Annotated in this window: 15 protein-coding genes and 3 rRNA genes; 2 read left to right on the top strand and 16 right to left on the bottom strand. The window is 69.7% G+C overall.

Annotation, left to right across the window (positions count from 1 at the left end):
* Window position 1: 1 nt before the first annotated feature.
* The 9 genes from murJ to BRM3_RS13300 are packed head-to-tail and all read right to left on the bottom strand — an operon-like array spanning window position 2 to window position 10,286.
* Complete coding sequence (gene murJ / locus BRM3_RS13260; protein WP_263593767.1) at window positions 2–1,684, bottom strand: murein biosynthesis integral membrane protein MurJ; 1,683 nt, start codon at window positions 1,682–1,684, stop codon at window positions 2–4.
* Window positions 1,681–2,496 carry a hypothetical protein gene (locus tag BRM3_RS13265; protein ID WP_263593768.1) on the bottom strand — a complete coding sequence of 272 codons (816 nt, stop codon included), beginning with the start codon at window positions 2,494–2,496 and terminating at the stop codon, window positions 1,681–1,683. The genes murJ and BRM3_RS13265 overlap by 4 nt, the downstream gene beginning before the upstream one ends.
* Window positions 2,493–3,509, bottom strand: a complete 1,017-nt coding sequence (locus tag BRM3_RS13270) for a copper transporter (RefSeq protein WP_263593769.1) — start codon at window positions 3,507–3,509, stop codon at window positions 2,493–2,495. Before BRM3_RS13270 ends, BRM3_RS13265 begins: the two co-directional genes overlap by 4 nt.
* Window positions 3,506–4,696, bottom strand: coding sequence for a putative cytokinetic ring protein SteA (steA, locus tag BRM3_RS13275; protein ID WP_263593770.1), 1,191 nt, complete (start codon window positions 4,694–4,696; stop codon window positions 3,506–3,508). The genes BRM3_RS13270 and steA overlap by 4 nt, the downstream gene beginning before the upstream one ends.
* Window positions 4,693–6,399 (bottom strand): DNA repair protein RecN, encoded by a 1,707-nt coding sequence (gene recN, locus BRM3_RS13280; RefSeq protein ID WP_263593771.1) that lies wholly within the window; start codon window positions 6,397–6,399, stop codon window positions 4,693–4,695. The genes steA and recN overlap by 4 nt, the downstream gene beginning before the upstream one ends.
* Window positions 6,399–7,343 (bottom strand): NAD kinase, encoded by a 945-nt coding sequence (locus tag BRM3_RS13285; protein WP_263593772.1) that lies wholly within the window; start codon window positions 7,341–7,343, stop codon window positions 6,399–6,401. The genes recN and BRM3_RS13285 overlap by 1 nt, the downstream gene beginning before the upstream one ends.
* The gene (locus BRM3_RS13290) at window positions 7,340–8,188 is read right to left on the bottom strand and encodes a TlyA family RNA methyltransferase (RefSeq protein WP_263593773.1); all 849 of its coding nucleotides are present in this window, start codon (window positions 8,186–8,188) and stop codon (window positions 7,340–7,342) included. Before BRM3_RS13290 ends, BRM3_RS13285 begins: the two co-directional genes overlap by 4 nt.
* Entirely contained in the window at window positions 8,185–9,201 is a 1,017-nt protein-coding gene (locus tag BRM3_RS13295; RefSeq protein WP_263593774.1) for an HAD-IIA family hydrolase, read from the bottom strand. Before BRM3_RS13295 ends, BRM3_RS13290 begins: the two co-directional genes overlap by 4 nt.
* The gene (locus tag BRM3_RS13300; RefSeq protein ID WP_263593775.1) at window positions 9,198–10,286 is read right to left on the bottom strand and encodes an MSCRAMM family adhesin SdrC; all 1,089 of its coding nucleotides are present in this window, start codon (window positions 10,284–10,286) and stop codon (window positions 9,198–9,200) included. The genes BRM3_RS13295 and BRM3_RS13300 overlap by 4 nt, the downstream gene beginning before the upstream one ends.
* Between BRM3_RS13300 and BRM3_RS13305 the strand changes: the two genes are divergently transcribed.
* Window positions 10,221–11,450, top strand: a complete 1,230-nt coding sequence (locus tag BRM3_RS13305) for a hypothetical protein (RefSeq protein WP_263593776.1) — start codon at window positions 10,221–10,223, stop codon at window positions 11,448–11,450. The genes BRM3_RS13300 and BRM3_RS13305 overlap by 66 nt on opposite strands.
* A 293-nt stretch (window positions 11,451–11,743) precedes the next feature.
* Here the strand turns inward: BRM3_RS13305 and rrf are convergent.
* From rrf to BRM3_RS13325, 4 genes are all read right to left on the bottom strand, one after another.
* Window positions 11,744–11,860: ribosomal RNA gene (rrf, locus tag BRM3_RS13310) — 5S ribosomal RNA — on the bottom strand.
* Between the two features lie 120 nt (window positions 11,861–11,980).
* Window positions 11,981–15,042: ribosomal RNA gene (locus BRM3_RS13315) — 23S ribosomal RNA — on the bottom strand.
* Window positions 15,043–15,407: 365 nt separating this feature from the next.
* Window positions 15,408–16,928, bottom strand: a 16S ribosomal RNA gene (locus BRM3_RS13320).
* Together the 16S, 23S and 5S rRNA genes form the textbook arrangement of a ribosomal RNA operon.
* Before the next feature lie 479 nt (window positions 16,929–17,407).
* The gene (locus BRM3_RS13325; protein ID WP_263593777.1) at window positions 17,408–18,103 is read right to left on the bottom strand and encodes a demethylmenaquinone methyltransferase; all 696 of its coding nucleotides are present in this window, start codon (window positions 18,101–18,103) and stop codon (window positions 17,408–17,410) included.
* An 81-nt stretch (window positions 18,104–18,184) separates the two neighbouring features.
* Between BRM3_RS13325 and serC the strand changes: the two genes are divergently transcribed.
* Complete coding sequence (gene serC, locus BRM3_RS13330) at window positions 18,185–19,315, top strand: phosphoserine transaminase (RefSeq protein WP_263593778.1); 1,131 nt, start codon at window positions 18,185–18,187, stop codon at window positions 19,313–19,315.
* Window positions 19,316–19,422: 107 nt separating this feature from the next.
* On the opposite strand, the gene BRM3_RS13335 is transcribed toward serC, so the two are convergent.
* The 3 genes from BRM3_RS13335 to BRM3_RS13345 form a co-directional block, all read right to left on the bottom strand.
* Window positions 19,423–20,910, bottom strand: coding sequence for an NCS2 family permease (locus BRM3_RS13335; protein WP_263593779.1), 1,488 nt, complete (start codon window positions 20,908–20,910; stop codon window positions 19,423–19,425).
* 43 nt (window positions 20,911–20,953) lie between these two features.
* Complete coding sequence (gene nagB / locus BRM3_RS13340; RefSeq protein ID WP_263593780.1) at window positions 20,954–21,769, bottom strand: glucosamine-6-phosphate deaminase; 816 nt, start codon at window positions 21,767–21,769, stop codon at window positions 20,954–20,956.
* A gap of 237 nt (window positions 21,770–22,006) precedes the next feature.
* Entirely contained in the window at window positions 22,007–23,362 is a 1,356-nt protein-coding gene (locus tag BRM3_RS13345) for an NAD(P)/FAD-dependent oxidoreductase (RefSeq protein ID WP_263593781.1), read from the bottom strand.
* Between the last annotated feature and the right edge of the window lie 77 nt (window positions 23,363–23,439).

A 23,439-nucleotide genomic window follows, 5' to 3' on the forward strand; every position in this document is an offset into this window, starting at 1 on the left:
CTCACTGCTCGGGGCCGGCGGGCACGGGCGCGGCGGTGTCGGCGCGGGTCGGGGTGCGTCCCCGCCGCAGCTGGCGGAGGGTCTCGCGGTCGCCGAGGCCGAGCACGACGGCGACCACGACGAGGGCGGCGAGACCGCCGACCACCCCGGCGAGGATCGTCAGCGGCATGTGGGCTCCGGCGCGCATGAGCGCTCGGCACGCCGCGTATCCCGCGACCGCGGCGAGCACGTAGGCCAGCACGGACAGGGCCGAGCCGCGGAACAGGCCGCGGCGCAAGGGACCCTGCCCGAGCACGTCGCCGAGCCGGCTGAGGCCCACGAGGGCGGCCACGGACATGCCGAGCGCGATGCACAGGCCGAAGGCGGTGGACGCCTCGGCGGTGCGGCGGGTGGCCGAGGGCAGCACTATCAGGAGGATGAGCACGGCCGCGCACACCCAGCCGACCGAGCCCACGACGAGCGCGTCGCGGGCGCGCATCGCGGCCGACAGGATGCGCGTGGACTGGGTCGCGACCGCGTAGGGGGCCAGGCCCAGCGAGAGCGCGGCGACGGTCGAGCCGACACCCGTGGCCCCCGCGCGGTCGAGCAGGCGGAAGAACTGCTCGATGGCCGGGGCCGCGGCGAAGAGCACCGCTCCCCCGGCGGCAGCGACCGCGACGACCGAGCGCAGCGACATGGCCCCGGCGCGCGCGAAGCCGTCGGCGTCGCCGACCAGGCGCAGCTCCGACAGGTGGGGGAACACGCTCGTGACGAGCGGGACCACGAGCACCGCGTAGGGCAGCAGGTAGACGGCCTGGGCGTACTGGAACACGGGAAGGGTGCCGGTGCCGCCCGCGCGCATGGCGAGCAGCAGGATCAGGGCGGAGGCGGCCTGCTGGGCGCCGACGGCGCCGAGGCCCGCGCCGGCCAGGCCCAGGGCCTGCCGGGCCGTGCCCTCGGGGAAGCGGAGGGTGGGGATCAGGCGCAGGCCCGCGCGGCGGGCGGGGATCACGAGCGGGAGGGCCATCATGAGCACGCCGGCGGTCGTGCCCCATGCGAGCACCGCCTCGGTCGCCGGCGAGATGGTGGTGACGGTCGCGACGGCGGGCGACAGCGCCGCGTACACGGCGTAGGAGGCCATCACGACGAGCGAGGAGACGAGCGGCACCAGGGCGGGCCACAGGAACCGGCGCCGCGCCTGCAGGAACGCGCCGAGCAGGACCGTGACCCCGTACAGCGGGATCTGCACCGCGAAGATGCGCAGCATGCGGGCGCCGAGCAGGATGGCGCCGGGCCCGCTCGCGTCGCCGCCCAGGATGAGGGACGCGATCGGATGCGCGAGCAGCGCCACGAGGATCGCGAGCGGCACCGTGACGAGCAGCATCCAGCCCATCAGGGCGGAGATGACGCGCGAGGCCCGGCGGGCGCCGCTGCCGTCCTCGTCGTGCTCGATCAGCCCTGCGACCAGCGGGATGACGGCTCCCGCGAGGGCCCCGCCCGCGACGACCTCGAACAGGACGTTGGGCAGCAGGTTGGCGCTCGCGTACGCGGTCCCGACGTCGCCGGCGCCGACGGTCGCGCCGAACACGAGGTAGCGGACGAAGCCCGCGATGCGGGCCACGATGGTGACGACGAGGATGAGCCCGGCGGCCCGGGCGATGCCCCGCACGGTCGCGGAGCTGCGGGGTGCGGCGGGAGCGCTCATGCCGGCCCCGCCTCGTCGGGCCCGTCGGCGCGGCGGCCGATCCGGTCGAGACGCTCGAGCCAGGGAGTGCGGGCGATCACGGCGCTGAAGGAGACGCGCTCGCTCGCGACCGTGAGCGCGACGACGCCCGCGAGCAGGGCGAGGCGCACGCCGGGCGGGGTGCGGCGGGCCAGGGCGGTGCCGACGGCGGCGCCGAGCACGTTGGCGCCCGCGTCGCCGAGCATGCCGCGCTCGTCGAGGTCGACCGGCAGGGCCGCGAGGGCGGGGAGCAGGGCGGCGATCGCGAGGGTCCGGCCCCCGGCGGCCCTCTCGGCGGTCCCGCCGTCCTGGACGGGCAGGGTCGCGAGCAGGGCGGCGGGCATGAGGGAGGCCTTGAGGGCGCGCCCCGGGCGCAGGTCGAGCAGGTTGGCGAGGTTCGCGCAGCCCGCCGTGAGCGCCGCGTCGACGAGCACGAGGCGGGGGTGCTCGGCCCGGGCGGCGCCGGCCAGGCACAGCACGGGGATGCCCACGAGCTTGAGGCCGCCGGTGGTCGGGCGGCCCGCGGCCAGCGCCCGCACGTGGCCGCGCAGCCCCTTGGCGACGGGGCGCCCGGCGCGCCGCTGGCGGTGCTCGACGAGGTCGTCGGCCAGGCCCAGCACGCCGATGCCTACGAGCACGGCGGCGTCGGCGGGCCGGCGCGCGAGGGCGGCCAGGGCCGCGGCCGCGCCCGAGACGGCGACCCCCTCGGCGAGGGTCACGGTGCGTCCGTGGAAGTTGGTGCGCTCGAGCTCGTGGCGGAGCGTGGCGACGAGCCGTCCGCGGCGTGCGCTCATCCCTGGCCGCCGTCCGAGGCCGCCGGGGCCCCGCCGCTGCCGTCGCTGCCGGCGACGTTCTCGGGCAGGCGCGCCTGCGCGCCCGCGCCGGTGCCGTAGTCGCCCGCGCCGCCGTCGAACTGCTCGGCGAGGGCGAGCACGGCGACGGGCGGCCCGTCGGCGCGCTGCAGGCCGTCGGCGGTCGAGATGCTCGAGAAGCGGGAGCCCCCGCGCGCCGTGCGGATGATGCCCGTGGTGTCGTCGGAGCCGGGCGTCGAACCGGCCACGACGCTCGGGATCCGGTCGTCGACGATCGTGGTGAGGATCGCCGTCTGCGCGGTGTTGAGCAGCTGGGCGCGGGTGGCGGCCGCGGCGTCGTCGTCTCCCGAGTCGACGAGCTGGTCCGGGGCGGCGCTCGCGTAGACGAGGCCCTCGACCGGGCCGTCGAGCTGCCCGTCGACGGTGATGATCTGCGAGGACACGAGCGACTCGAGGGCGGTGGCGCGCTCGCTGTGCCCGAGCTGATCCGAGGAGGCCGTGAGCACGGTGACGACGGCCGACGACAGGCGCTGGGCGTCGTCGTCCCCGCTCAGCTCGAGGCCGGGGGCGGCGGTGCGCAGGGCGGCGAGCGCGGCGGCGCGGTCGGCGTCGCCCGCGGGATCCCACAGGGTGGTCCCGAGGGTCACGCGCACGGGCACGGTGCCGCCCGCGTCGGTCGCGAGCACGGAGAGCTGTTCGACGCTCGTGCGGGTCGAGGAGTCGTCGGTGATGACCGCGACCGAGCGTCCGGTCAGCGTGCCCGCGACCAGGGTCGGGGCGGTCTGGGTGATGTACGTGCCGAGCTGGTCGTTGGCCGCGGTGAGATTGTCGTTGTCGGTGCGCAGCGCGTCCTTCTCGGTGCGCAACTGCTCGACCTGGCCCGCGAGCTGGGTGCCGAGGGACTCGCGCAGCGGGCCGGCGCCGAGCACGATCCCCACCGCGAGGGCGAGGAACACCGAGATCAGCGAGACGAGGTGGTAGCGGAAGTCGATCACGAGAGGGCACTCTCCCCGGAGGATTCGGGATAGGCGGCGAACAGGGCGGTGAACCAGGACAGCAGGTCGTCCAGGCGGGCGCCGACGATCTGGAACAGGGCCTGCCCGCCCGGGGTGGCCCACAGCGCGACGCCGAGCGCGAGGATCCCCGCGACCGCGAGCAGCACCAGCTGGGCGGTCGAGATCCGTTGACGATACAGGCGGGAGACGCCCTTGGCGTCGACGAGCTTCGACCCGACCCGCAGGCGGGTGAGGAAGGTCGAGGACATGCCGGCGCGGCCCTTGTCGAGGAACTCCTCGAGGGTGCCGTGGGTGCCGACGGCCACGATCACGCTCGCGCCCTTCTCGTCGGCCAGCAGCATCGCGATGTCCTCGCTCGTGCCGGAGGCGGGGAAGGCCACGGCGCTCTCGTCGAGCCCGAGCTCCTGCAGCCGCTCGAGGCCCGGCGCGCGCCCGTCCCGGTAGGCGTGCACGACGAGCTCGGCCCCGCCGCGCAGCGTGCGATCGGTCACCGAGTCCATGTCCCCGATGATCATGTCGAGGTGGTAGCCGGCCTCGAGCACGGCGTCGGCTCCCCCGTCGACGCCGATGATGACGGGACGGTTCTCGCGGATGAAGGGCCGCAGGGTCTGCAGGTCCTCCTTGTAGTGGTAGCCGCGCACGACGATCAGCACCGACCGGGCGTGCATGTCGGTGCGCACGTCCGGGGTGCCGATGCCGTCGAGCAGGAGGTCCCGCTCGCGCAGCATGTACTGCATGGTGTTCTCGGCGAACAGCTCGAGCTGGGCGGACAGGCCCTCGCGGGCGGCCTCGAGGGCGACAGCGACGCGCGCGGCGTCCATCACCGTGCCGTGTGCGACCTGCCGGTCGTCGACCGCGACGGCGCCGTCCTCGTGGACGACGAGGCGCTCGCCCTCGACCAGGTCGGTCATGACGTCCGCGCCGAGGTCGTCGACGAGCAGGATGCCCGCCTCGGTGAGGATGCGGGGCCCGGCGTTGGGGTAGCGGCCCGAGATCGAGCGGGCGGCGTTGAGCACGGCGGCGGGGTGCTTCTCGACGAGCGCCTCGGCGGCCACGCGGTCGATGTCCTCGTGGTCGATGACGGCCACGTCCCCCGGCACGAGGCGCTTGGTGAGGTCCTTGGTGCGGCGCCCGATCCGTGCGGGCCCCCGGACGGGCCCGCTCATCGCGCCGCCCCCGCGGTCGCGTCGGCGAGCAGCTCCTCGGCGTGGGCGCGCGCGACCTCCGACGCGTCGTCGCCCGCGAGCATGCGGGCCAGCTCCCTCACCCGGCCGGCGCGGTCGAGCGCCTCGACGGTCGAGGTCGTGGTGCCGTCGTCGGCCTCCTTGACGATCCGCAGGTGGGTCGAGGCGTGGGCGGCGACCTGCGGCAGGTGGGTCACGACGATGACCTGGGCGTGGCGCGCCAGGCGCGCGAGCCGCTGGCCGACGGCGAGGGCCGCCCGGCCGCCGATGCCGGCGTCGATCTCGTCGAACACGAAGACGGGGGCGGCGAGCTCGTCGTCGCGCGAGGAGGCGAGCGCGACCTCGAGGGCGAGCATGACCCGGGACAGCTCGCCGCCGGAGGCGGCCGTCGCGACGGGCATGTGCTCGGCGCCCGGATGGGGGGCGAGCAGGATCCGGACGCCGTCGCGCCCGTGGGCCCGCGGCGTGGCGGGCACGACCTCGACGCGCAGCGAGGCGCCGGGCATCTCGAGGTGCGCGAGCTCGCGCTGGACGGCGTCAGCGAGCCGGTCGGCGGCGGCGGTGCGGGCTGCCGTGAGCTCCGTGGCGATGTGCTCGAGCCGCGGCTCGAGCTCGGCGAGCTCGTGCTCGACGGTCGCGAGGCGCTCGTGCGCCCCCTCGAAGCGGTCGAGGTCCGCAGCGGCGGTGCGGGAGGCCTCGAGCAGGCCCGCGACGTCCGTCGCGGGCCCGAGCACGGGCGCGAGGTCGCGCACGGCCACGGTGAGCTCGTGGAGGCGCTCGTTGGCGGCGTCGAGGCGACCCGGGGAGGCGTCGATCCCGTCGGCGTAGCGCCCCAGGTCGGCGGCGATGTCCGAGAGGTCGAGGCGGGCGGCGTCGAGCCGCTCGGCGAGGCCCTCGAGCTCGGGGTCGGTGCGGGAGGCGGCGCGCACGGCCTCGGCGGCGATGTCGACGAGGGAGACGGCCGAGGGGGCGTCGTCGCCGACCAGCGCGAGGGAGCCGCGCTCGGCGTCGGCCCGCAGGTCGACGGCGTGGGCGAGACGGTCGAGCTCGGCCCGCAGCTCGTCGTCCTCGCCGGGGCGGGAGTCGAGGGCCTCGAGCCGCTCGAGGGCGCTCGTGAGTGCCTCCCCCCGGCGATCGCGCTCGTCGAGCAGAGCGGCGAGCCGCCGCTGCTCCGCGTGCAGGGTCTCGCGCACGCTCCAGAGCTCGCGGTGCGCGGCGACGAGGTCGGCCACGGGGGCGCCGGCGTAGGAGTCGAGGGCCTCGCGCTGGGGGTCGGGGTCGCGCAGGCGCTGCTGGTCGGACTGCCCGTGCACGGTCACGGCGGAGCCGACGAGCCGGGCGAGGGTGCCGATCGGGACGGGCACGCCGCCGATCTGGGCGCGCGAGCGGCCGTCGCGCGTGGTGCGACGCACGATGAGGACCTCGCCGTCGTCCTCCTCGGCCCCGAGCTCGTCGAGCTCGGCGGCCAGCGTCTCGTGGCCCTCGAGCACGAGGGTGCCGTCGACGGTGCTCGCCGCGCCGGCGCGGCGCGAGTCGAGGCGGCCTCCGAGCAGGAGGGAGAGGCCGGTGACGACCATGGTCTTGCCGGCGCCCGTCTCGCCCGTCAGGGCGGTGAAGCCGGGGCCGAACTCCAGCAGGGCGTCGTCGATCACGCCGATGTGCCGGATCCTGAGCGTGGAGAGCATCAGGACTCCTGGGCGTCCCGCCCCCGCCAGCCGACGACGGGCAGCTGGAACTTCTCCACGAGACGGTCCGCGAACGGCGTGGGGGCGAGCCGGGCGAGCCGGACGGACTGCGGTGACAGGCGCGCCTCGAGGCGCATGCCGGGCAGCACGTCCATCGTGCGGCGGCCGTCGAGGGTCAGCACGGCGGGGTCGTGGTTGTCGGTCACGAGCTCGACGGCGGCCAGGGACGAGCGGCCGAGCACGAGGGGGCGCGCGAACAGGGCGTGCGCGGCGAGGGGTACGACCAGGAAGGCGTCGACCTCGGGCCAGACGACGGGGCCACCGGCGCTGAAGGCGTAGGCGGTCGAGCCGGTCGAGGTCGACAGCAGCACGCCGTCGCAGCCGAAGGAGGACACGGGACGCTCGTCGATCTCGAGGACGACGTTGACCATCTTCTGGCGGTCGGCCTTCTCGAGGGAGGCCTCGTTGAGCGCCCAGTCGGTGCGCAGCAGGGTCTGCTCGCGGTCGAAGACGGCCACGTCGAGGGTCGAGCGCTCCTCGATCTCGTAGTCCCCGTCGAGCAGTCGGCGCACCGTGTCGGACAGCTCCGCGACCTCGCTCTCGGCGAGGAACCCGACATGGCCGAGGTTCACGCCGTGCAGGGGCACGCCCGCGGCGCGCACGACCTCGAGCGCCCGCAGGATGGTGCCGTCGCCGCCCAGGACGATGCCGAGCTCGACCATGTCGGCCGCCGAGACCGCGTCGACCACGTCCACGCGGTCCGAGTCGACCCGCTCGAGCAGCCCGGCCGGCACGAGCCGCTGGTCGGCGCCGCGGATCTCCTCGAGCTGGTCGTCCACGACGACGCCGCGCACGCCGCGCCGCTCCATCTCGTCGAGGACGGTGAGCATGGCGCTCAGCGCGGTGTCCCGTCCCGTGTGCACGTAGAGCAGGAACCGTCTCATGGTCGCAGGTCCTCCTCGAGGGCGCGGGGTGTCGGATCGGGGTCGGGGCGCGGGCCCGTCGCGCGCTCGATCATGTCACAGGCGCTCGCGTCGGGCGTGCAGGTCTCCCCCGTGTGGCGCAGCCGGAGGAAGTACTCGGCGTTGCCGTCCTGACCGGGCAGCTCGCTGCGCTCGGCGCCCTCGACCCGCAGTCCGCACTCCCCTCCGACCCGGGCCACGCCGAGCACCGCCTCGCGCCGGTGGCGGGGGTCGCGGACCACGCCGCCATGGGGCAGGCGCCCGCGCCCCACCTCGAACTGGGGCTTGACCATCACGAGCAGGTGACCGCCGAGGGCGGTCGCGCGCGCGAGGTCGGCGATCACGGCCGTCAGGGAGATGAAGGAGAGGTCGGCGACGGTGAGGTCCACCGGTCCGCCGATGCGGGCGGGGTCGAGACCGCGGATGCTCGTGGCGTCGTGGACCTCGACCCGGGGATCGGCCACGAGGTGGGGTGCGAGCTGGCCCGTGCCGATGTCGACGGCGGCGACGCGGAGCGCACCGCGCCGCACGAGCACGTCGGTGAAGCCGCCCGTCGAGGCGCCCGCGTCGAGGCAGCGCAGCCCGGCGGGGTCGGGTCCGAGCGCGTCGAGGGCGCCGGCGAGCTTGTGGGCCGCGCGGGAGGCGTACTCGATGCCGTCGGGCACGTCGACGACCTCGACCACGGCGCCGTCGGCGACCGGGGCAGCCGGCTTGGCGGCACGGGCGCCGTCGATGCGGGCCCGGCCCTCCTCGACGATGCGCCGGGCGTGGGTGCGCGAGCGGGCGAGACCGGCGTCGACCAGGGCGAGGTCGAGACGGCGCGTCACGAGGCCGCGAGCGCCGCGTCCTGCCCGTCCGCGTCGAGCAGACGGCCCTTCCACGGGGCATCGGGGCAGTGCGCGACGACGAGCGCGAGAGCCGCCCGGATGGTGCGCAGGTCGGCCGCGTCGCCGAGCAGGGCGATGTCCCCGTCCTGCCAGCGCGCGCTGACGGCCCCGCAGCGGGCGCGGTCGCCGTCGACGACCGCCGCCGGGCAGGGGGCGTCCAGACCGGTCAGGTCGGCGTGGATCCAGGTGGGGCGCTGCCGCGGGACGGCGTGGAGCGCCTCGAGGACGGTCGACACGCCCGTCAGGACGAGCAGGGTGTCGATGCCGGCACGGTTGCCGCCCTCGATGTCGGTGTCCAGGCGGTCGCCCACGACGAGCGGGGAGGCCGAGCCGACCTGGCGGGCCGCGAGCTCGAACATGCCCGGCTCGGGCTTGCCGGCGACCTCGGGCTCGAGACCGGTCGCATGGCGCACGGCCGCGACGAGTGCGCCGTTGCCCGGGGCGAGGCCCTTCTCGGTGGGGAGGGTCGCGTCGGTGTTGGTCGCCATCCAGCGGGCGCCGCGGCGCAGCGCGTAGGCGCCTTCGGCGAGCTGCTGCCAGCCCACGGAGGGGGCCCAGCCCTGCACGACGGCCACGACGTCCTCGCCGTCCTCGGCCACCGGGGTCAGCCCCACGGTGCTGATCTCGGCCGAGAGGCTGGGACCGCCGATGACGAGCACGGACGCACCCTCGTCGAGGTCCTCGGCGAGCAGCCGGGCGGCGATCTGCGGGGAGGTGACGATCTCGTCCTCGGCGGCGGTGACGCCGACGCCTGCCAGATGGGAGACCACCTGCTCGGGCGTGCGGGACGCGTTGTTGGTCGCGAAGACGATGCTGCGGCCCTTCGCGCGGGCTCCGTCGACGCCGTCCGCGGCGCCGGGGATCGGTCGCGCCCCGTTCATGAGGGTGCCGTCGAGATCCAGCAGGAGGGCGTCGTAGCGGTCGAGCAGGGACAGGTCGGGACGGCGGATCATGCGCGCTCCTCCTCGGCGGGCTCGTCGGTCGCGGTCTCCTCGGCGGGCTCGTCGACCTCGTGGGAGGGGTCGTCGGCGGCCGGCTCGTCCGTCGGCTCGTCAGCCACGGTGTCGTCGGCACGTGCCGCGGAGGGCTCCGGCTCGGTGGTGGTGTCGGGCTCGGCAGCGGCGTCGGGCTCGTCGCCGTCAGAGGTCCCGTCCTGCGGGCCCTCAGCTTCCGGGGCGGCGTCCTCGGCTTCCGGGGCGGCGTGCTCGGGCTCGTCGGACGACTCCGGGTCGCTGACGTCCGCGGGCTCGGACTCGGACTCGGGATTCTCATGCTCGACCTCGGGGGCCCGCTCGTGCGGCTCCTCGTCCACCGGCTGCTCGTCCTCGCCGTCGGCATCCTGGCCGTCGACGTCCTCGCCGTCGAGGTCCTCATCGGCGTCGGGCTCGGAGTGCTCGTCGGCGTCCTCGAGATCCACGAAGGCGTCGATGACGGTCACCTGCTCGTCGTCCTCCCAGGAGGGGTCCTCCTGGACGGGGGCGGGACGCCCGAGGCGCTCCGCCGCATCGGTGAGCAGCTCGGTGTCGGTGTCGGCCGCGAGGGTGAGCCATCGGTGGGCCTCCTCCGACCGACCGGCCTGCTCGAGCAGGTCGGCGTAGGCGACCCAGAGGTGCACCTGCCATGCGCCGTTGACCTTCTGGCGCAGGGCGGGCATCTCGAGGGAGGCGAGCGCCGTGGAGATGTCGCCCGTGTCCGCGTAGGCACCGGCGACGACGATCATCATCTCGATGGTGGGGACGGCGTCGAGCTTCTCCGCCTCGGGCGAGGCGGCGAGGTCGAGCGCCTTCTCAGGGCGCCCCAGGCCGCGCTCGCAGTCGGCGATCATGGGAAGCAGGTCGTAGCGCCCCGTGATGCGCACGGCGGTGCGCAGCTCCTTGAGCGCCGTGGCGTAGTCGCCGGCCCGGTAGGCGGTGATGCCGTAGGTCTCCCGGACCACGCCGACGCGGCCGCCACGACGCGCGGCGAAGCGCGCATGGGCGACGGCCGTCTCGGGGTCGTCCTCGACGAGGGCGCCGGCCGCGACGAGGTGACGGGCCACCCGCTGCGCGGTCTCCTTGGAGAGGCTGCGCAGCTCCTCGTGGGCGTCGCGGTCGAGCTCACGGCCGGTGATCGCCTCGGGGATCTCGGGTTCCTCGATCCACGCGCTGCGGCGCTCCTGGCCGGGGCGCGAAGGGCGGTCGCCCCGGCGATCGGTGTCCTTCCACGGCGAGTCCGACGGACGCCCGCCGTCGCGACGGGGACGGTCGCCATAGGACCGCTCACCATCACGACGGGGACGGCCGCCATAGGACCGCTCACCATCACGACGCGGACGATCACCGTAGGAGCGATCGCCGTCACGACGCGGACGATCACCGTCACGACGAGGCCGGTCGCCGTAAGGGCGGTCACCGTCACGACGGGGACGGTCGCCATAGGAGCGGTCACCATCCCGATGGGGCCGGTCGCCATAGGGGCGCTCACCATCACGACGCGGACGGTCACCGTAGGGACGGTCACCATCACGGCGAGGGCGGTCACCGTAAGGACGGTCACCATCCCGACGGGGCCGGTCGCCATACGAACGCCCACCGTCCCGTGCGGATCGGTCGGAGAAACGACGCTCCCCGTCACGGCGCCCGCGGTCGTCGGAGCGCCGGCCCCCCTCGCGCGGAGGGCGGGAGCCGTAGGAACGGTCGCCGTCGCGCCGGGGACGATCACCGGGCCGGCCCTGCTCGTCCCGGCGGGGACGATCGGAGAATCGACGCTCGCCGTCACGACGGGTCTGACCGTCGAAAGAGCGGCCTCCGTCTCGACGCGGACGATCGTCGCCGCGGCGGTCCCCCTCGCGGCGCGGGCGCCGATCCCCGAAGCGGTCGCCCTGACGGTCCGCGCGCGAGCCGCTGTCGCGGCGCGGGCGCGAGCCGCTGAAGCGTTCGCCGTCGCGGCGCGGCCGGTCGTCGTCGCGACGCGCATCCGAACGGTAGGGGCGGGAGCCGCCGGTCGATCGCGCGCCGTCGCGCTGCCGTCCGCCTGGTCCTGTCTGACGATGGGCACCTCGGGAGTCGTCTCCGCGTGCATCGCGGGAGTCGTGGCGATCCCGGTCTTCCATCTCTGCGCCCCTGTTCATGGTGTATGTAGACGGCCTGCGGCCGCGTGTCCAGCTGATCTCCACGGTAGGGCACCGGACCGTCCGCGGCGTCTCTGGCGCGCGCGACCGTGACTGCATTCACCTCGCCCGCAGACCCCGCGACGCAGCGCACCGGGGAGGCCGGCACAGGCCGTCGGAACCCTCAGGGAGACCGGCCCGCTCCGTGTGTGCGGGGCCCGGGTGTCAGGGCATGAAAAAAGAGGGGGGAGAGACCATGGTGCGTTTGCGAATGGCTTCACGTGTCGGCACCACCACCCCCACACCCAGACCCCCCACAAAGGGACCCAGTGCGGGACCGGTGTGCCACGACACCACCACTCACACACAGCAACCACGACCTCTTCCCCCCTCTCTCGAAGGAAGATGTCCGGCGGCGACCTACTCTCCCACACCCTACCGAGTGCAGTACCATCGGCGCTGTCGAGCTTAGCTACCGGGTTCGGAATGGAACCGGGCGTTTCCCCGACGCTATGACCGCCGTAACACGACGAGACAACCAGACCCCCCACACCCACACCCCACAAACGGGCCGAGCATGATGGTGGTTGTTCTTCGAGAACCACACAGTAGACGCGAACATCACACAGCAACAGACATAAATGTTGAATAAGTCATCGGCCATTAGTACCAGTCAGCTCCACACATTACTGTGCTTCCACATCTGGCCTATCAACCCAGTGATCTGCTGGGGGCCTCTCACCCCAAACGGGGCACGGATATCTCATCTTGAAGCAGGCTTCCCGCTTAGATGCTTTCAGCGGTTATCCCTTCCCGACGTAGCCAACCAGCCATGCTCTTGGCAGAACAACTGGCACACCAGAGGTCAGTCCATCCCGGTCCTCTCGTACTAGGGACAGGTCTTCTCAAATATCCAACGCGCGCAGCGGATAGGGACCGAACTGTCTCACGACGTTCTAAACCCAGCTCGCGTACCGCTTTAATAGGCGAACAGCCTAACCCTTGGGACCAACTCCAGCCCCAGGATGCGACGAGCCGACATCGAGGTGCCAAACCATGCCGTCGATATGAGCTCTTGGGCAAGATCAGCCTGTTATCCCCGGGGTACCTTTTATCCGTTGAGCGACACCCATTCCACAATGAGGTGCCGGATCACTAGTTCCTGCTTTCGCACCTGCCCGACATGTCTGTCTCGCAGTCAAGCTCCCTTGTGCACTTACACTCAACACCTGATTGCCAACCAGGCTGAGGGAACCTTTGAGCGCCTCCGTTACTCTTTAGGAGGCAACCGCCCCAGTTAAACTACCCATCAGGCACTGTCCCTGATCCGGATCACGGACCGAGGTTAGGAATCCAGAACGACCAGAGTGGTATTTCAACGATGACTCCACACGAACTGGCGTCCATGCTTCACAGTCTCCCACCTATCCTACACAAGCCGTCCCGAACACCAATACCAAACTATAGTAAAGGTCCCGGGGTCTTTCCGTCCTGCTGCGCGTAACGAGCATCTTTACTCGTAATGCAATTTCGCCGAGTTCGCGGTTGAGACAGTGGAGAAGTCGTTACGCCATTCGTGCAGGTCGGAACTTACCCGACAAGGAATTTCGCTACCTTAGGATGGTTATAGTTACCACCGCCGTTTACTGGGGCTTAAATTCTCAGCTTCGACCCCGAAGGGTCTAACCGGTCCTCTTAACCTTCCAGCACCGGGCAGGCGTCAGTCCGTATACAGCGTCTTACGACTTCGCACGGACCTGTGTTTTTAGTAAACAGTCGCTTCTCCCTGGTCTCTGCGGCCATCGGTGCTCTCACACCTCAGGCCCCCCTTCTCCCGAAGTTACGGGGGTATTTTGCCGAGTTCCTTAACCACGATTCTCTCGAACGCCTTGGTATTCTCTACCTGATCACCTGAGTCGGTTTAGGGTACGGGCGACCGTAGTTGTCACGCCGGAACTTTTCTTGGCAGTACAGGATCACTCACCTACGCCCCTACGGGATCCCCATCACGTCTCACCCCATACGGCACCGCATTACCGGTGCGCGGGCTGCTCGCTTAGACGGACTATTCCATTAAGTCCGCGGAAGCTACCTCACTGCGTCATCCCTTGCGCTGACCTACTACATACTTGGTTCCCATGCTCCCCCACACACGCCTCCCGAAGGAGACGAGGCAGGTTCGGATGGTTAGCATCGCATGCCTCGGTATGGGTCCTTCTACGATCGGTTCGGGAATATCAACCCGATGTCCATCGACTACGCCTGTCGGCCTCGCCTTAGGTCCCGACTAACCCAGGGCGGATTAACCTGGCCCTGGAACCCTTGATCAATCGGCGGACGGGTTTCTCACCCGTCTTTCGCTACTCATGCCTGCATTCTCACTCGTGCAGTCTCCACCACTGGGTTACCCCGCAGCTTCACTGTCTGCACGACGCTCCCCTACCCACCCCACATACATGGAGTGACACAGCTTCGGCGGTGTACTTGAGCCCCGCTACATTGTCGGCGCAGAATCACTTGACCAGTGAGCTATTACGCACTCTTTCAAGGGTGGCTGCTTCTAAGCCAACCTCCTGGTTGTCTCAGCAACTCCACATCCTTTTCCACTTAGCACACGCTTAGGGGCCTTAGCTGATGTTCTGGGCTGTTTCCCTCTCGACTATGAAGCTTATCCCCCACAGTCTCACTGCTGCGCTCTCACGTACCGGCATTCGGAGTTTGGCTAAGGTCAGTAACCCGGTGGGGCCCATCGCCTATCCAGTGCTCTACCTCCGGCACGAAACACGCAACGCTGCACCTAAATGCATTTCGGGGAGAACCAGCTATCACGAAGTTTGATTGGCCTTTCACCCCTATCCACAGGTCATCCCCTCCATTTTCAACTGAAGTGGGTTCGGGCCTCCACGCGGTCTTACCCGCGCTTCACCCTGCCCATGGATAGATCACTTCGCTTCGGGTCTAGAGCCGGCGACTGAACGCCCCGTTCAGACTCGCTTTCGCTACGGCTACCCCACACGGGTTAACCTCGCCACCGACCACTAACTCGCAGGCTCATTCTTCAAAAGGCACGCCGTCACCCCTCAAGGCTCCGACGGATTGTAAGCGCACGGTTTCAGGTACTATTTCACTCCCCTCCCGGGGTACTTTTCACCTTTCCCTCACGGTACTTGTCCGCTATCGGTCACGAGGTAGTATTCAGGCTTACCAGGTGGTCCTGGCAGATTCACACCGGATTTCACGGGCCCGGTGCTACTTGGGAACAGCATCACGCGCGGCAGAAGTTTCGTCTACGGGGGTCACACCCTCTACGCCGTCGCACTCACCACGACTTCGACTACTACTGCACGCTCACGTCGACGATCCGGCAGAACCGTCCGACACGTCCCACAACCCCTATCCTGCAACCCCTGCCGGGTATCACACAGAACAGGTTTGGCCTCTTCCGCTTTCGCTCGCCACTACTCACGGAATCACTGTTGTTTTCTCTTCCTGCGGGTACTGAGATGTTTCACTTCCCCGCGTTCCCTCCACACTGCCTATACATTCAACAGTGGGTACCAGGACATGACTCCTGGTGGGTTTCCCCATTCGGACATCCTCGGATCACAGGTCGGTTGTCACCTCCCCGAGGCTTATCGCAGACTCCTACGTCCTTCATCGGCTCCTCGTGCCCAGGCATTCACCGTGCGCCCTTAGAAACTTAGGCAACACTTACAAAGACACTATTGCTTACAAAGATGCTCGCGTCCACTATGCAGTTCTCAAAGAACAACCCCACACCCCCACCAGCATCACCACACAGGCGATGCCGATGACGGGGAGGACCAGCCACACACACCCACCCTCCTAACAGGAGAAGCAGGATGCGCGTGCAGCCTCAAAACCCAATAGCGTGCCTCCACCTCAAACCCCCATACCAGCCAGCCACCTTCCAGATCCCCGAAGGAACCGTACTCGTGACCTGCCACCATGACAGTGAAGCGCCTATTCGTTGATGTTCCACCCTTGAGCAACCACCCACGACACGAACGGTCGTGCAAGCGGCCACCAATACTTGGTGTAGCTCCTTAGAAAGGAGGTGATCCAGCCGCACCTTCCGGTACGGCTACCTTGTTACGACTTAGTCCCAATCACCGATCCCACCTTCGACAGCTCCCCCCACAAGGGATGGGCCACTGGCTTCGGGTGTTACCGACTTTCGTGACTTGACGGGCGGTGTGTACAAGGCCCGGGAACGTATTCACCGCAGCGTTGCTGATCTGCGATTACTAGCGACTCCGACTTCATGGGGTCGAGTTGCAGACCCCAATCCGAACTGAGACCGGCTTTTTGGGATTCGCTCCACCTCACAGTATCGCAACCCTTTGTACCGGCCATTGTAGCATGCGTGAAGCCCAAGACATAAGGGGCATGATGATTTGACGTCGTCCCCACCTTCCTCCGAGTTGACCCCGGCAGTCTCCCATGAGTCCCCGCCATTACGCGCTGGCAACATGGAACGAGGGTTGCGCTCGTTGCGGGACTTAACCCAACATCTCACGACACGAGCTGACGACAACCATGCACCACCTGTGCACCAGTCCAAAGAAGGCCACATCTCTGCAGCTGTCCGGTGCATGTCAAGCCTTGGTAAGGTTCTTCGCGTTGCATCGAATTAATCCGCATGCTCCGCCGCTTGTGCGGGCCCCCGTCAATTCCTTTGAGTTTTAGCCTTGCGGCCGTACTCCCCAGGCGGGGCACTTAATGCGTTAGCTACGGCGCGGAAAACGTGGAATGTTCCCCACACCTAGTGCCCAACGTTTACGGCATGGACTACCAGGGTATCTAATCCTGTTCGCTCCCCATGCTTTCGCTTCTCAGTGTCAGTAATGGCCCAGAGACCTGCCTTCGCCATCGGTGTTCTTCCTGATATCTGCGCATTTCACCGCTACACCAGGAGTTCCAGTCTCCCCTACCACACTCTAGCCTGCCCGTACCCACCGCACGTCCAGGGTTGAGCCCTGGATTTTCACGGCAGACGCGACAAGCCACCTACAAGCTCTTTACGCCCAATAATTCCGGACAACGCTTGCGCCCTACGTATTACCGCGGCTGCTGGCACGTAGTTAGCCGGCGCTTCTTCTGCAGGTACCGTCACTTTCGCTTCTTCCCTGCTGAAAGAGGTTTACAACCCGAAGGCCGTCATCCCCCACGCGGCGTCGCTGCATCAGGCTTTCGCCCATTGTGCAATATTCCCCACTGCTGCCTCCCGTAGGAGTCTGGGCCGTGTCTCAGTCCCAGTGTGGCCGGTCGCCCTCTCAGGCCGGCTACCCGTCATCGCCTTGGTGAGCCATTACCTCACCAACAAACTGATAGGCCGCGAGTCCATCCCTCACCGAAAAACTTTCCAACCCCCACCATGCAGTAGGAGCTCATATCCGGTATTAGCCACGATTTCCCGAGGTTATCCCAGAGTGAGGGGCAGGTTACTCACGTGTTACTCACCCGTTCGCCACTAATCAGACCAGGCAAGCCCGGTCATCATCGTTCGACTTGCATGTGTTAAGCACGCCGCCAGCGTTCGTCCTGAGCCAGGATCAAACTCTCCATCAAAAAATGAAAACAATCCCGGCAGTAAAAACGAACAGCCAGCAAAAACTGCTGCTGTCCAATAAACTGCCAAACAAACATTTGGCATCAACAAACAGACACGCTATTGAGATCTCAAACAACACGCGTACTCGGTGTCCGAATCCTTTCGGGATTCTTCCCTCCGAGGCAACCCTTATAACTTAGGGCCTCCGCTCCTCCGTGTCAACTCGGGCCGGTGTGATCCGCGCCGCTCGCTGAGTCCTTCGGAGCTGTTTGTGCTTGTCAGCTGAACTTTCCGGCTTCGGAGCCTTGGCTCTTGGTCCGTCCCGTTCAACCGGGCACGAGGAAGTACATTACGCACCCCGTCGAGAGTCCGTCAACTTCAGAGGGCCTTTTCGGGGCGTGTGCTGGGCCACAGTGCGTCCGGAGGGCTCGCCGGCGGGGCGAAAACCCGCTCTGACCTGTACCTCTCCTGACCGCATGCGCAGGGCCCCGCGCTCTCAGGACCCGACCACTCCGCGATGCAGGGCGACGATGCCCCCATTGAGGTTCCGATACTGCGTGGTCCCCAGCCCTAGACCCTCGAACCACGCGCGCAACTCGTGCTGGTCGGGCCAGCTGAGGATCGACTCCGCGAGGTAGTCGTACGCGTCGGGCGAGGCGGCGACACGGCGCGCGACCGCGGGGATCGCCCGCACCAGGTAGTTGGAGTAGACGCTCCGGAAGGCGCGGTTGGTCGGTGTGGAGAACTCGCACACCACCACCACTCCCCCGGGCCGCACCACTCGTGCCATCTCGGCGATGCCCCGCCGCGGGTCCTGGACGTTGCGCAGCCCGAACGAGATCACGGCACCGTCGAAGGAGTCGTCGGCGAAGGGCAGGTTCTGGGCGTCGCCGCCGACGAAGGGCACGGTGGCCTGGCGCCGCCGGCCCTCGGTCATCATCCCGAGGGAGAAGTCGCAGGCGATCGCGCGCAGGCCGGCGTCGATGAGCGCCGCGGTCGAGGTCCCCGTCCCCGCCGCGAGGTCGAGCACCCGTGAGCCGGCCGGCAGGTCGAGCGCGTCGACCGTCGCGCGCCGCCATCGCGTCACCTGCCCGGGTGCCATGAGCGCGTTCATCAGGTCGTAGCGCCCGGCGATGCTGTCGAACATCCCCGCGACGTCGTAGGGCTTCTTGTCGAGATCAGCACGGCTCATGGCGACGATCCTGCCAGATCCCGACGCGCCGCAGTGCGGACCCGATGCCGGTGCGACGGCGTGATCTCCGACAATGGGGGCATGGCTGAGACTCCCATCATCGACATCCCCGCGGACCTGCTCCCCGCCGACGGCCGCTTCGGCTCGGGGCCCTCGCGCATCCGCGATCCCCAGCTCGCGGCCCTCGCCGCGAGCGGAAGGACCGTGCTGGGCACCTCGCACCGCCAGGCTCCCGTCAAGCAGCTCGTCGCCCGTGTGCGCGAGGGGCTGCACGAGCTGTTCTCGCTGCCCGACGGCTACGAGGTCGTGCTCGGCAACGGCGGCGCGACCGCCTTCTGGGACGCCGCGGTGTTCGGGCTGGTCGAGCACCGCTCCCAGCACCTCGTGCTCGGCGAGTTCTCCTCGAAGTTCGCGGCCGAGGCGGCGGCCGCTCCCCATCTGGACTCCCCCGAGGTGGTCCGGGCCGAGCCCGGCACGCTCCCCGTGCCGCACGCCTCCGAGGACGTCGACGTGTACGCGTGGCCCCACAACGAGACCTCGACGGGGGTCATGGCCCCCGTCCGCCGCGTCGAGGGCGCGCGGGAGGATCAGCTCGTGCTGATCGACGCCACCTCGGCGGCCGGCGGGATCGCCGTGGACGTGACCCAGGCCGACGCGTACTACTTCTCGCCCCAGAAGTCCTTCGGCTCCGAGGGCGGCCTGTGGCTCTCCGTCCTGTCGCCCGCCGCGATCGAGCGCGCCCAGCGCCTCGCCGCCTCCCCGCGGTGGATCCCCGAGTTCCTCTCCCTCACCGCGGCGATCGACAACTCCCGCAAGGACCAGACTCTCAACACCCCGGCGATCTCCACGCTCGTGCTGCTGGCCGAGCAGATCGAGTGGATGCTCGCCCAGGGCGGTCTCGCGTGGGCCGATGCCCGCACCCGGGCGACGAGCGGGATGCTGCAGGACTGGGCGGCTCGGCGCGAGGAGATCACGCCGTTCGTGACGGATCCGGCGGCGCGCTCCCAGGTGGTCACGACGCTCGACGTCGACCCGTCGATCGACGCCACGACCGTCACGGGCATCCTGCGCGCCCGCGGCGTCGTCGACATCGAGCCGTACCGCAAGCTCGGTCGCAACCAGCTGCGGGTGGCGACCTTCCCCTCGGTGCCCGAGGAGGACGTGGCCGCGCTCATCGCGTGCCTCGACCTCGTGATCGACGCCCTGCGCTGACCGGGCCCGGCGGCCCGCCCCGGTCGCCCGCCCGGCCCCGATGACGACGGCCGGTCACCCGCTCTCGAGGGCGGGTGACCGGCCGTCGCACGCCGGGGAGGATCGGCTCAGCCGAGCAGGTTCGTGAGCGCGCCGCGCAGGAAGTAGAGCACGAACAGCGCGGCCACGACGTACATGAGCCAGTGCACGTCGCGACCCCGCCCGCGGACCACCCGGATCAGCACGTAGGTCAGGAACCCGGCGCCCATGCCCACCGTGATCGAGTAGGCGAAGGGCATCAGGATGATGGTGAGGAAGGCGGGGATCGCCTTCTCCACGTCGTGGAAGTCGATGTCGCTGATCTGCGTCATCATCAGGAACCCGACCATGACGAGGGCGGGCGTGGCCGCCTCGTAGGGCACCATCGCGACGAGCGGCGCGAGGAACATCGAGGCCGCGAAGGCGAGGCCCGTGACGATCGAGGCGAGGCCCGTGCGGGCGCCCTCGCCCACGCCCGTGGCCGACTCGGCGTAGGCGGTCGCCGAGCTCACCCCGCCCACGCCGCCGGCGACCGCGGCGAGCGAGTCGACGAGCAGGATGCGCTGGGAATGGGGGATGTCGCCCTCGGCGTCGACCAGGCCGCCCTCGTTCGCGACCGCGACCATCGTGCCCATCGTGTCGAAGAAGTCGGCGAGCACGAGCGAGAACACGATGACGATCGCGCCGATCACGCCGACCGCCGTGAAGCCGCCGATCGGGTCCACGGTGAACAGGGTCGAGAGGTCCGGCAGGGCGATCGGCGATCCGTGCAGGGCCGGCGGGTTGAGGCTCCAGCCCGAGGGGTTGCCCGGGTCGCTCCCGTCGGGGGCGACGAAGGCGCCCAGGTGCAGCACCGCCTCGAGCACGATCGCCAGCAGCGTGGCGGAGACGATCGAGATGAGCATCGCGCCGGGGACGCGGCGCACCCACAGCACGATGGTCAGCAGCAGGCCGACGACGAACACGAGGGTCGGCCATCCGACGAGGGAGCCGTCGTTGCCGAGCTGCACGGGCGTGGCGGACGCATGGGTCACGAAGCGGGCGTTGAACAGGCCGACGAACGCGATGAACAGGCCCAGGCCCACACCGATGGCGGTCTTGAGGAACGCGGGGACGGCGCGGAAGATCGCCTTGCGCAGACCGGTCAGCACGAGCACGAAGATGACGAGGCCCTCGAGCACGACGAGGCCCATCGCGCCCGCCCACGTCATGCCCGGCAGCGACACGACCGAGTAGGCGACATAGGCGTTCAGGCCCAGCCCGGTGGCCAGGGCGAGCGGGAACTTGGCCCAGGCCCCCATCGCGACCGACATGACCGCCGCGACGAGCGCCGTGCCGGCGGCGACCGCCGGGAGATTGGGCTCGGTGCCGCCGCCGAGGAAGTGCCCGGTCGAGTCGGGGACCGTGCCGATGATGAGCGGGTTCAGCACGATGATGTAGCACATCGCGAAGAACGTGACGAGTCCGCCGCGGACCTCCCGGCCCACGGACGAGCCGCGGGCCGTGATGCCGAAGTATCGGTCGAGGGCGGACGGGGTGGGGGTGGGCGGGGAGGCCACGGAGGAGGGTGCCGTCATGGGCGGCATGCTACCGGCGGCCCCGAGCCCGTCCACCGCCGGATCACGCGCGGTGACCGAGCTGTGACCGAGGTGACTCCTGCGGCAGCGCGGCCTTGTTCTCCTGCACGAAGCGGTAGTAGTCCGCGAGCTCGAGGTCGGCCGCGGCCTCCTCGTCGACGACGACGGTCGCATGCGGGTGGGCCTGCAGCGCGGTGGCGGGCCACCGGGCGCTGAGGGGGCCCTCGACGAGCTGGGCCACGGCGGCGGCCTTCTGGCGACCCGAGGCCGTGAGCACCACGGCGCGGGCCTCCATGATGGTGCCGATGCCCTGGGTCAGGACGTGCACGGGCACGTCCTCGGGAGCGTCGAAGAAGCGCGCGTTGTCCTCGACCGTCTGCCGGGTCAGCGTCTTGACCCGCGTGCGGGAGGCGAGCGAGCTGGTGGGCTCGTTGAAGCCGATGTGCCCGTCCGTCCCGATCCCGAGGATCTGGAGGTCGATGCCGCCGCTCTCGCGGATCGAGGCGTCGTAGCGACGGGCCTCGGCGACCGGGTCCTCGGCCTCGCCGCGCGGGGAGAGGACGAGGGCGTCGTCGATGTCGATGTGGTCGGTCAGGTGCTCGCGGATGAAGCGGTGGTAGCTCTGCGGGGCGTCGGCGTCGAGACCGACGTACTCGTCGAGCAGGAAGGCGCGCGTCCCGGCGAAGGAGAGCCCCTCGTCGCCGTGGCGGCGGATGAGCTCGGTGTAGGCGTGCACCGGCGAGGAGCCGGTCGCGAGGCCGAGCGTCGCACGGCCGGAGCCCTCGCGGATGACGCGCTCGAACTCGTCGGCGACGCGCCGCGCCCCCTCCTCGGCGCTGCTGACGATGATGACCTCCATGCCCAACCTCCCTGTATGCGCAACCGTGCGCGTTTGATGTCCGTATCGGTCACGTTCCATCATACCGGTTCGCGCGGGCGAGGACCATGAGACGAGGAGGGAGAACGACGGCTCACTCTGCACGCACGACGACGGCGCGTCGCGAGCACCGAGGAGGTGCTCGCGACGCGCCGTCGTGGGAACGTCCGGTGGTGCCGGACGCGAGCCGGGCGGAGCCGGCTCAGGACGTGCGAGGCGTCAGTTCTTCTTGGGCGTGGAGGCCGCCGCGAGCTCGAAGGCCCGGCGGGGCTCCTCGGACTCGGGGATGCCGAGGATGTCGCGGTGGCCGACGGCCTGCGCGACCCAGCCGCCGATCACGGCGGCCTTCTTGGCGAAGGTGGGCATCGCGTACACGTGGTAGGCACGGGCGCCGAGCCAGCTGGGCAGACCCTTCAGCTCGATCTTGCGATCACCGAGGAAGAGCGTGCCCACGCCCTTGTACATGCCCAGGGTGGCCATGGTGCCGAGGTTCTTGTGGTAGTAGTCCACGAGCGGGCGGCCCTGGATGGAGCGGGCGATGTTGTCGGCCAGGCGCTTGCCCTGGCGCACGGCATGCTGCGCGTTGGGCGGGCAGACCTTGCCCTCGCCCGAGGCGAGGTCCGGCACGGTCGTGCAGTCGCCGCCGGCGAAGACGCCCTCGACGGGGCCGTCCTCGCCCTTGACGCGCAGATCGGCGAGGCAGTCGAGGCGGCCGGTCTGGTTGAGCGGGAGGTCGGACTGCGAGAGCACCGGGTTGGGCTTGATGCCGGCGGTCCACACGATCAGGTCGGACTCGAACTCGTCGCCGTCCGAGGTCTTGACGTGGCCGCCCTCGCACGAGTTGAGGAAGGTCTCGAGCTTGATCTCGATGCCGCGTTCGCGCAGCTGGTTGAGGGCGAACTTGCCCAGGTCCTCGCCGACCTCGGGGAGGATGCGACCCATCGCCTCGATGAGCACGAAGCGCACGTCGGAGGCGTGGAGGTCGGGGTAGTAGCGGAGGGTGTCGTGCACCATGTCCTGCGCCTCGGCGAGGGCCTCGGCGCCGGCGAAGCCGCCGCCGACGAACGTGAAGGTGAGCAGACGCTTGCGGGTCGCGGCGTCCTTGGTGGACGCGGCCTCGGCGAGCGAGGAGAGGATGCGGTCGCGCACGGCCACGGCCTCCTCGACCCACTTGAAGCCGATGGCGTTCTCCGCGAGACCCGGGATCGGGAGGGTCCGGGGCACCGAGCCGAGGCCGACCACGAGGTAGTCGTAGGAGATCTCGAGCGGGGCGTCGCCCTCGGTCTGGACCACGACGGTCTTGTCGGCGTTGCGGATCTCCGACACGGTGCCGGTGATGACCTTCGAGCCGGTCAGGACCTTGCGCAGCGGCGCGAGCACGTTGCGCGGGTCGATCGAGCCGGCCCCCACCTCGGGCAGGAACGGCTGGTAGGTCAGGTACGGCCGGGAGTCGACGACCGTGATCGCGACGTCCGACCCGAGGGCCTTGCGCAGATGCTCGGCCGTGGTGAGGCCGAGCGAGCCGCCGCCGAGGATGAGAACGTGCGGAAGTCCGCCATGGGTGGTGTTGTTCATCCTCTCAGAGTAGGACCGCCGGACCCCTCGCTCAAAGCGCCGAGGTCCCGTCTCGTACTTTGAGAGCCAAGTCTCGT

It is taken from the genome of Brachybacterium huguangmaarense, from assembly GCF_025725725.1.
GTDB lineage: Bacteria > Actinomycetota > Actinomycetes > Actinomycetales > Dermabacteraceae > Brachybacterium > Brachybacterium huguangmaarense.

Coding starts and splice junctions, on each gene's coding strand:
- BRM3_RS13345 (WP_263593781.1), bottom strand. CDS start 23,362: ATGAACAACACCACCCATGGCGGACTTCCGCACGTTCTCATCCTCGGC.
- serC (WP_263593778.1), top strand. CDS start 18,185: ATGGCTGAGACTCCCATCATCGACATCCCCGCGGACCTGCTCCCCGCC.
- BRM3_RS13335 (WP_263593779.1), bottom strand. CDS start 20,910: ATGACGGCACCCTCCTCCGTGGCCTCCCCGCCCACCCCCACCCCGTCC.
- BRM3_RS13325 (WP_263593777.1), bottom strand. CDS start 18,103: ATGAGCCGTGCTGATCTCGACAAGAAGCCCTACGACGTCGCGGGGATG.
- BRM3_RS13295 (WP_263593774.1), bottom strand. CDS start 9,201: ATGATCCGCCGTCCCGACCTGTCCCTGCTCGACCGCTACGACGCCCTC.
- nagB (WP_263593780.1), bottom strand. CDS start 21,769: ATGGAGGTCATCATCGTCAGCAGCGCCGAGGAGGGGGCGCGGCGCGTC.
- BRM3_RS13265 (WP_263593768.1), bottom strand. CDS start 2,496: ATGAGCGCACGCCGCGGACGGCTCGTCGCCACGCTCCGCCACGAGCTC.
- BRM3_RS13285 (WP_263593772.1), bottom strand. CDS start 7,343: ATGAGACGGTTCCTGCTCTACGTGCACACGGGACGGGACACCGCGCTG.
- steA (WP_263593770.1), bottom strand. CDS start 4,696: ATGAGCGGGCCCGTCCGGGGGCCCGCACGGATCGGGCGCCGCACCAAG.
- recN (WP_263593771.1), bottom strand. CDS start 6,399: ATGCTCTCCACGCTCAGGATCCGGCACATCGGCGTGATCGACGACGCC.
- BRM3_RS13305 (WP_263593776.1), top strand. CDS start 10,221: ATGGGCGACGGCCGTCTCGGGGTCGTCCTCGACGAGGGCGCCGGCCGC.
- murJ (WP_263593767.1), bottom strand. CDS start 1,684: ATGAGCGCTCCCGCCGCACCCCGCAGCTCCGCGACCGTGCGGGGCATC.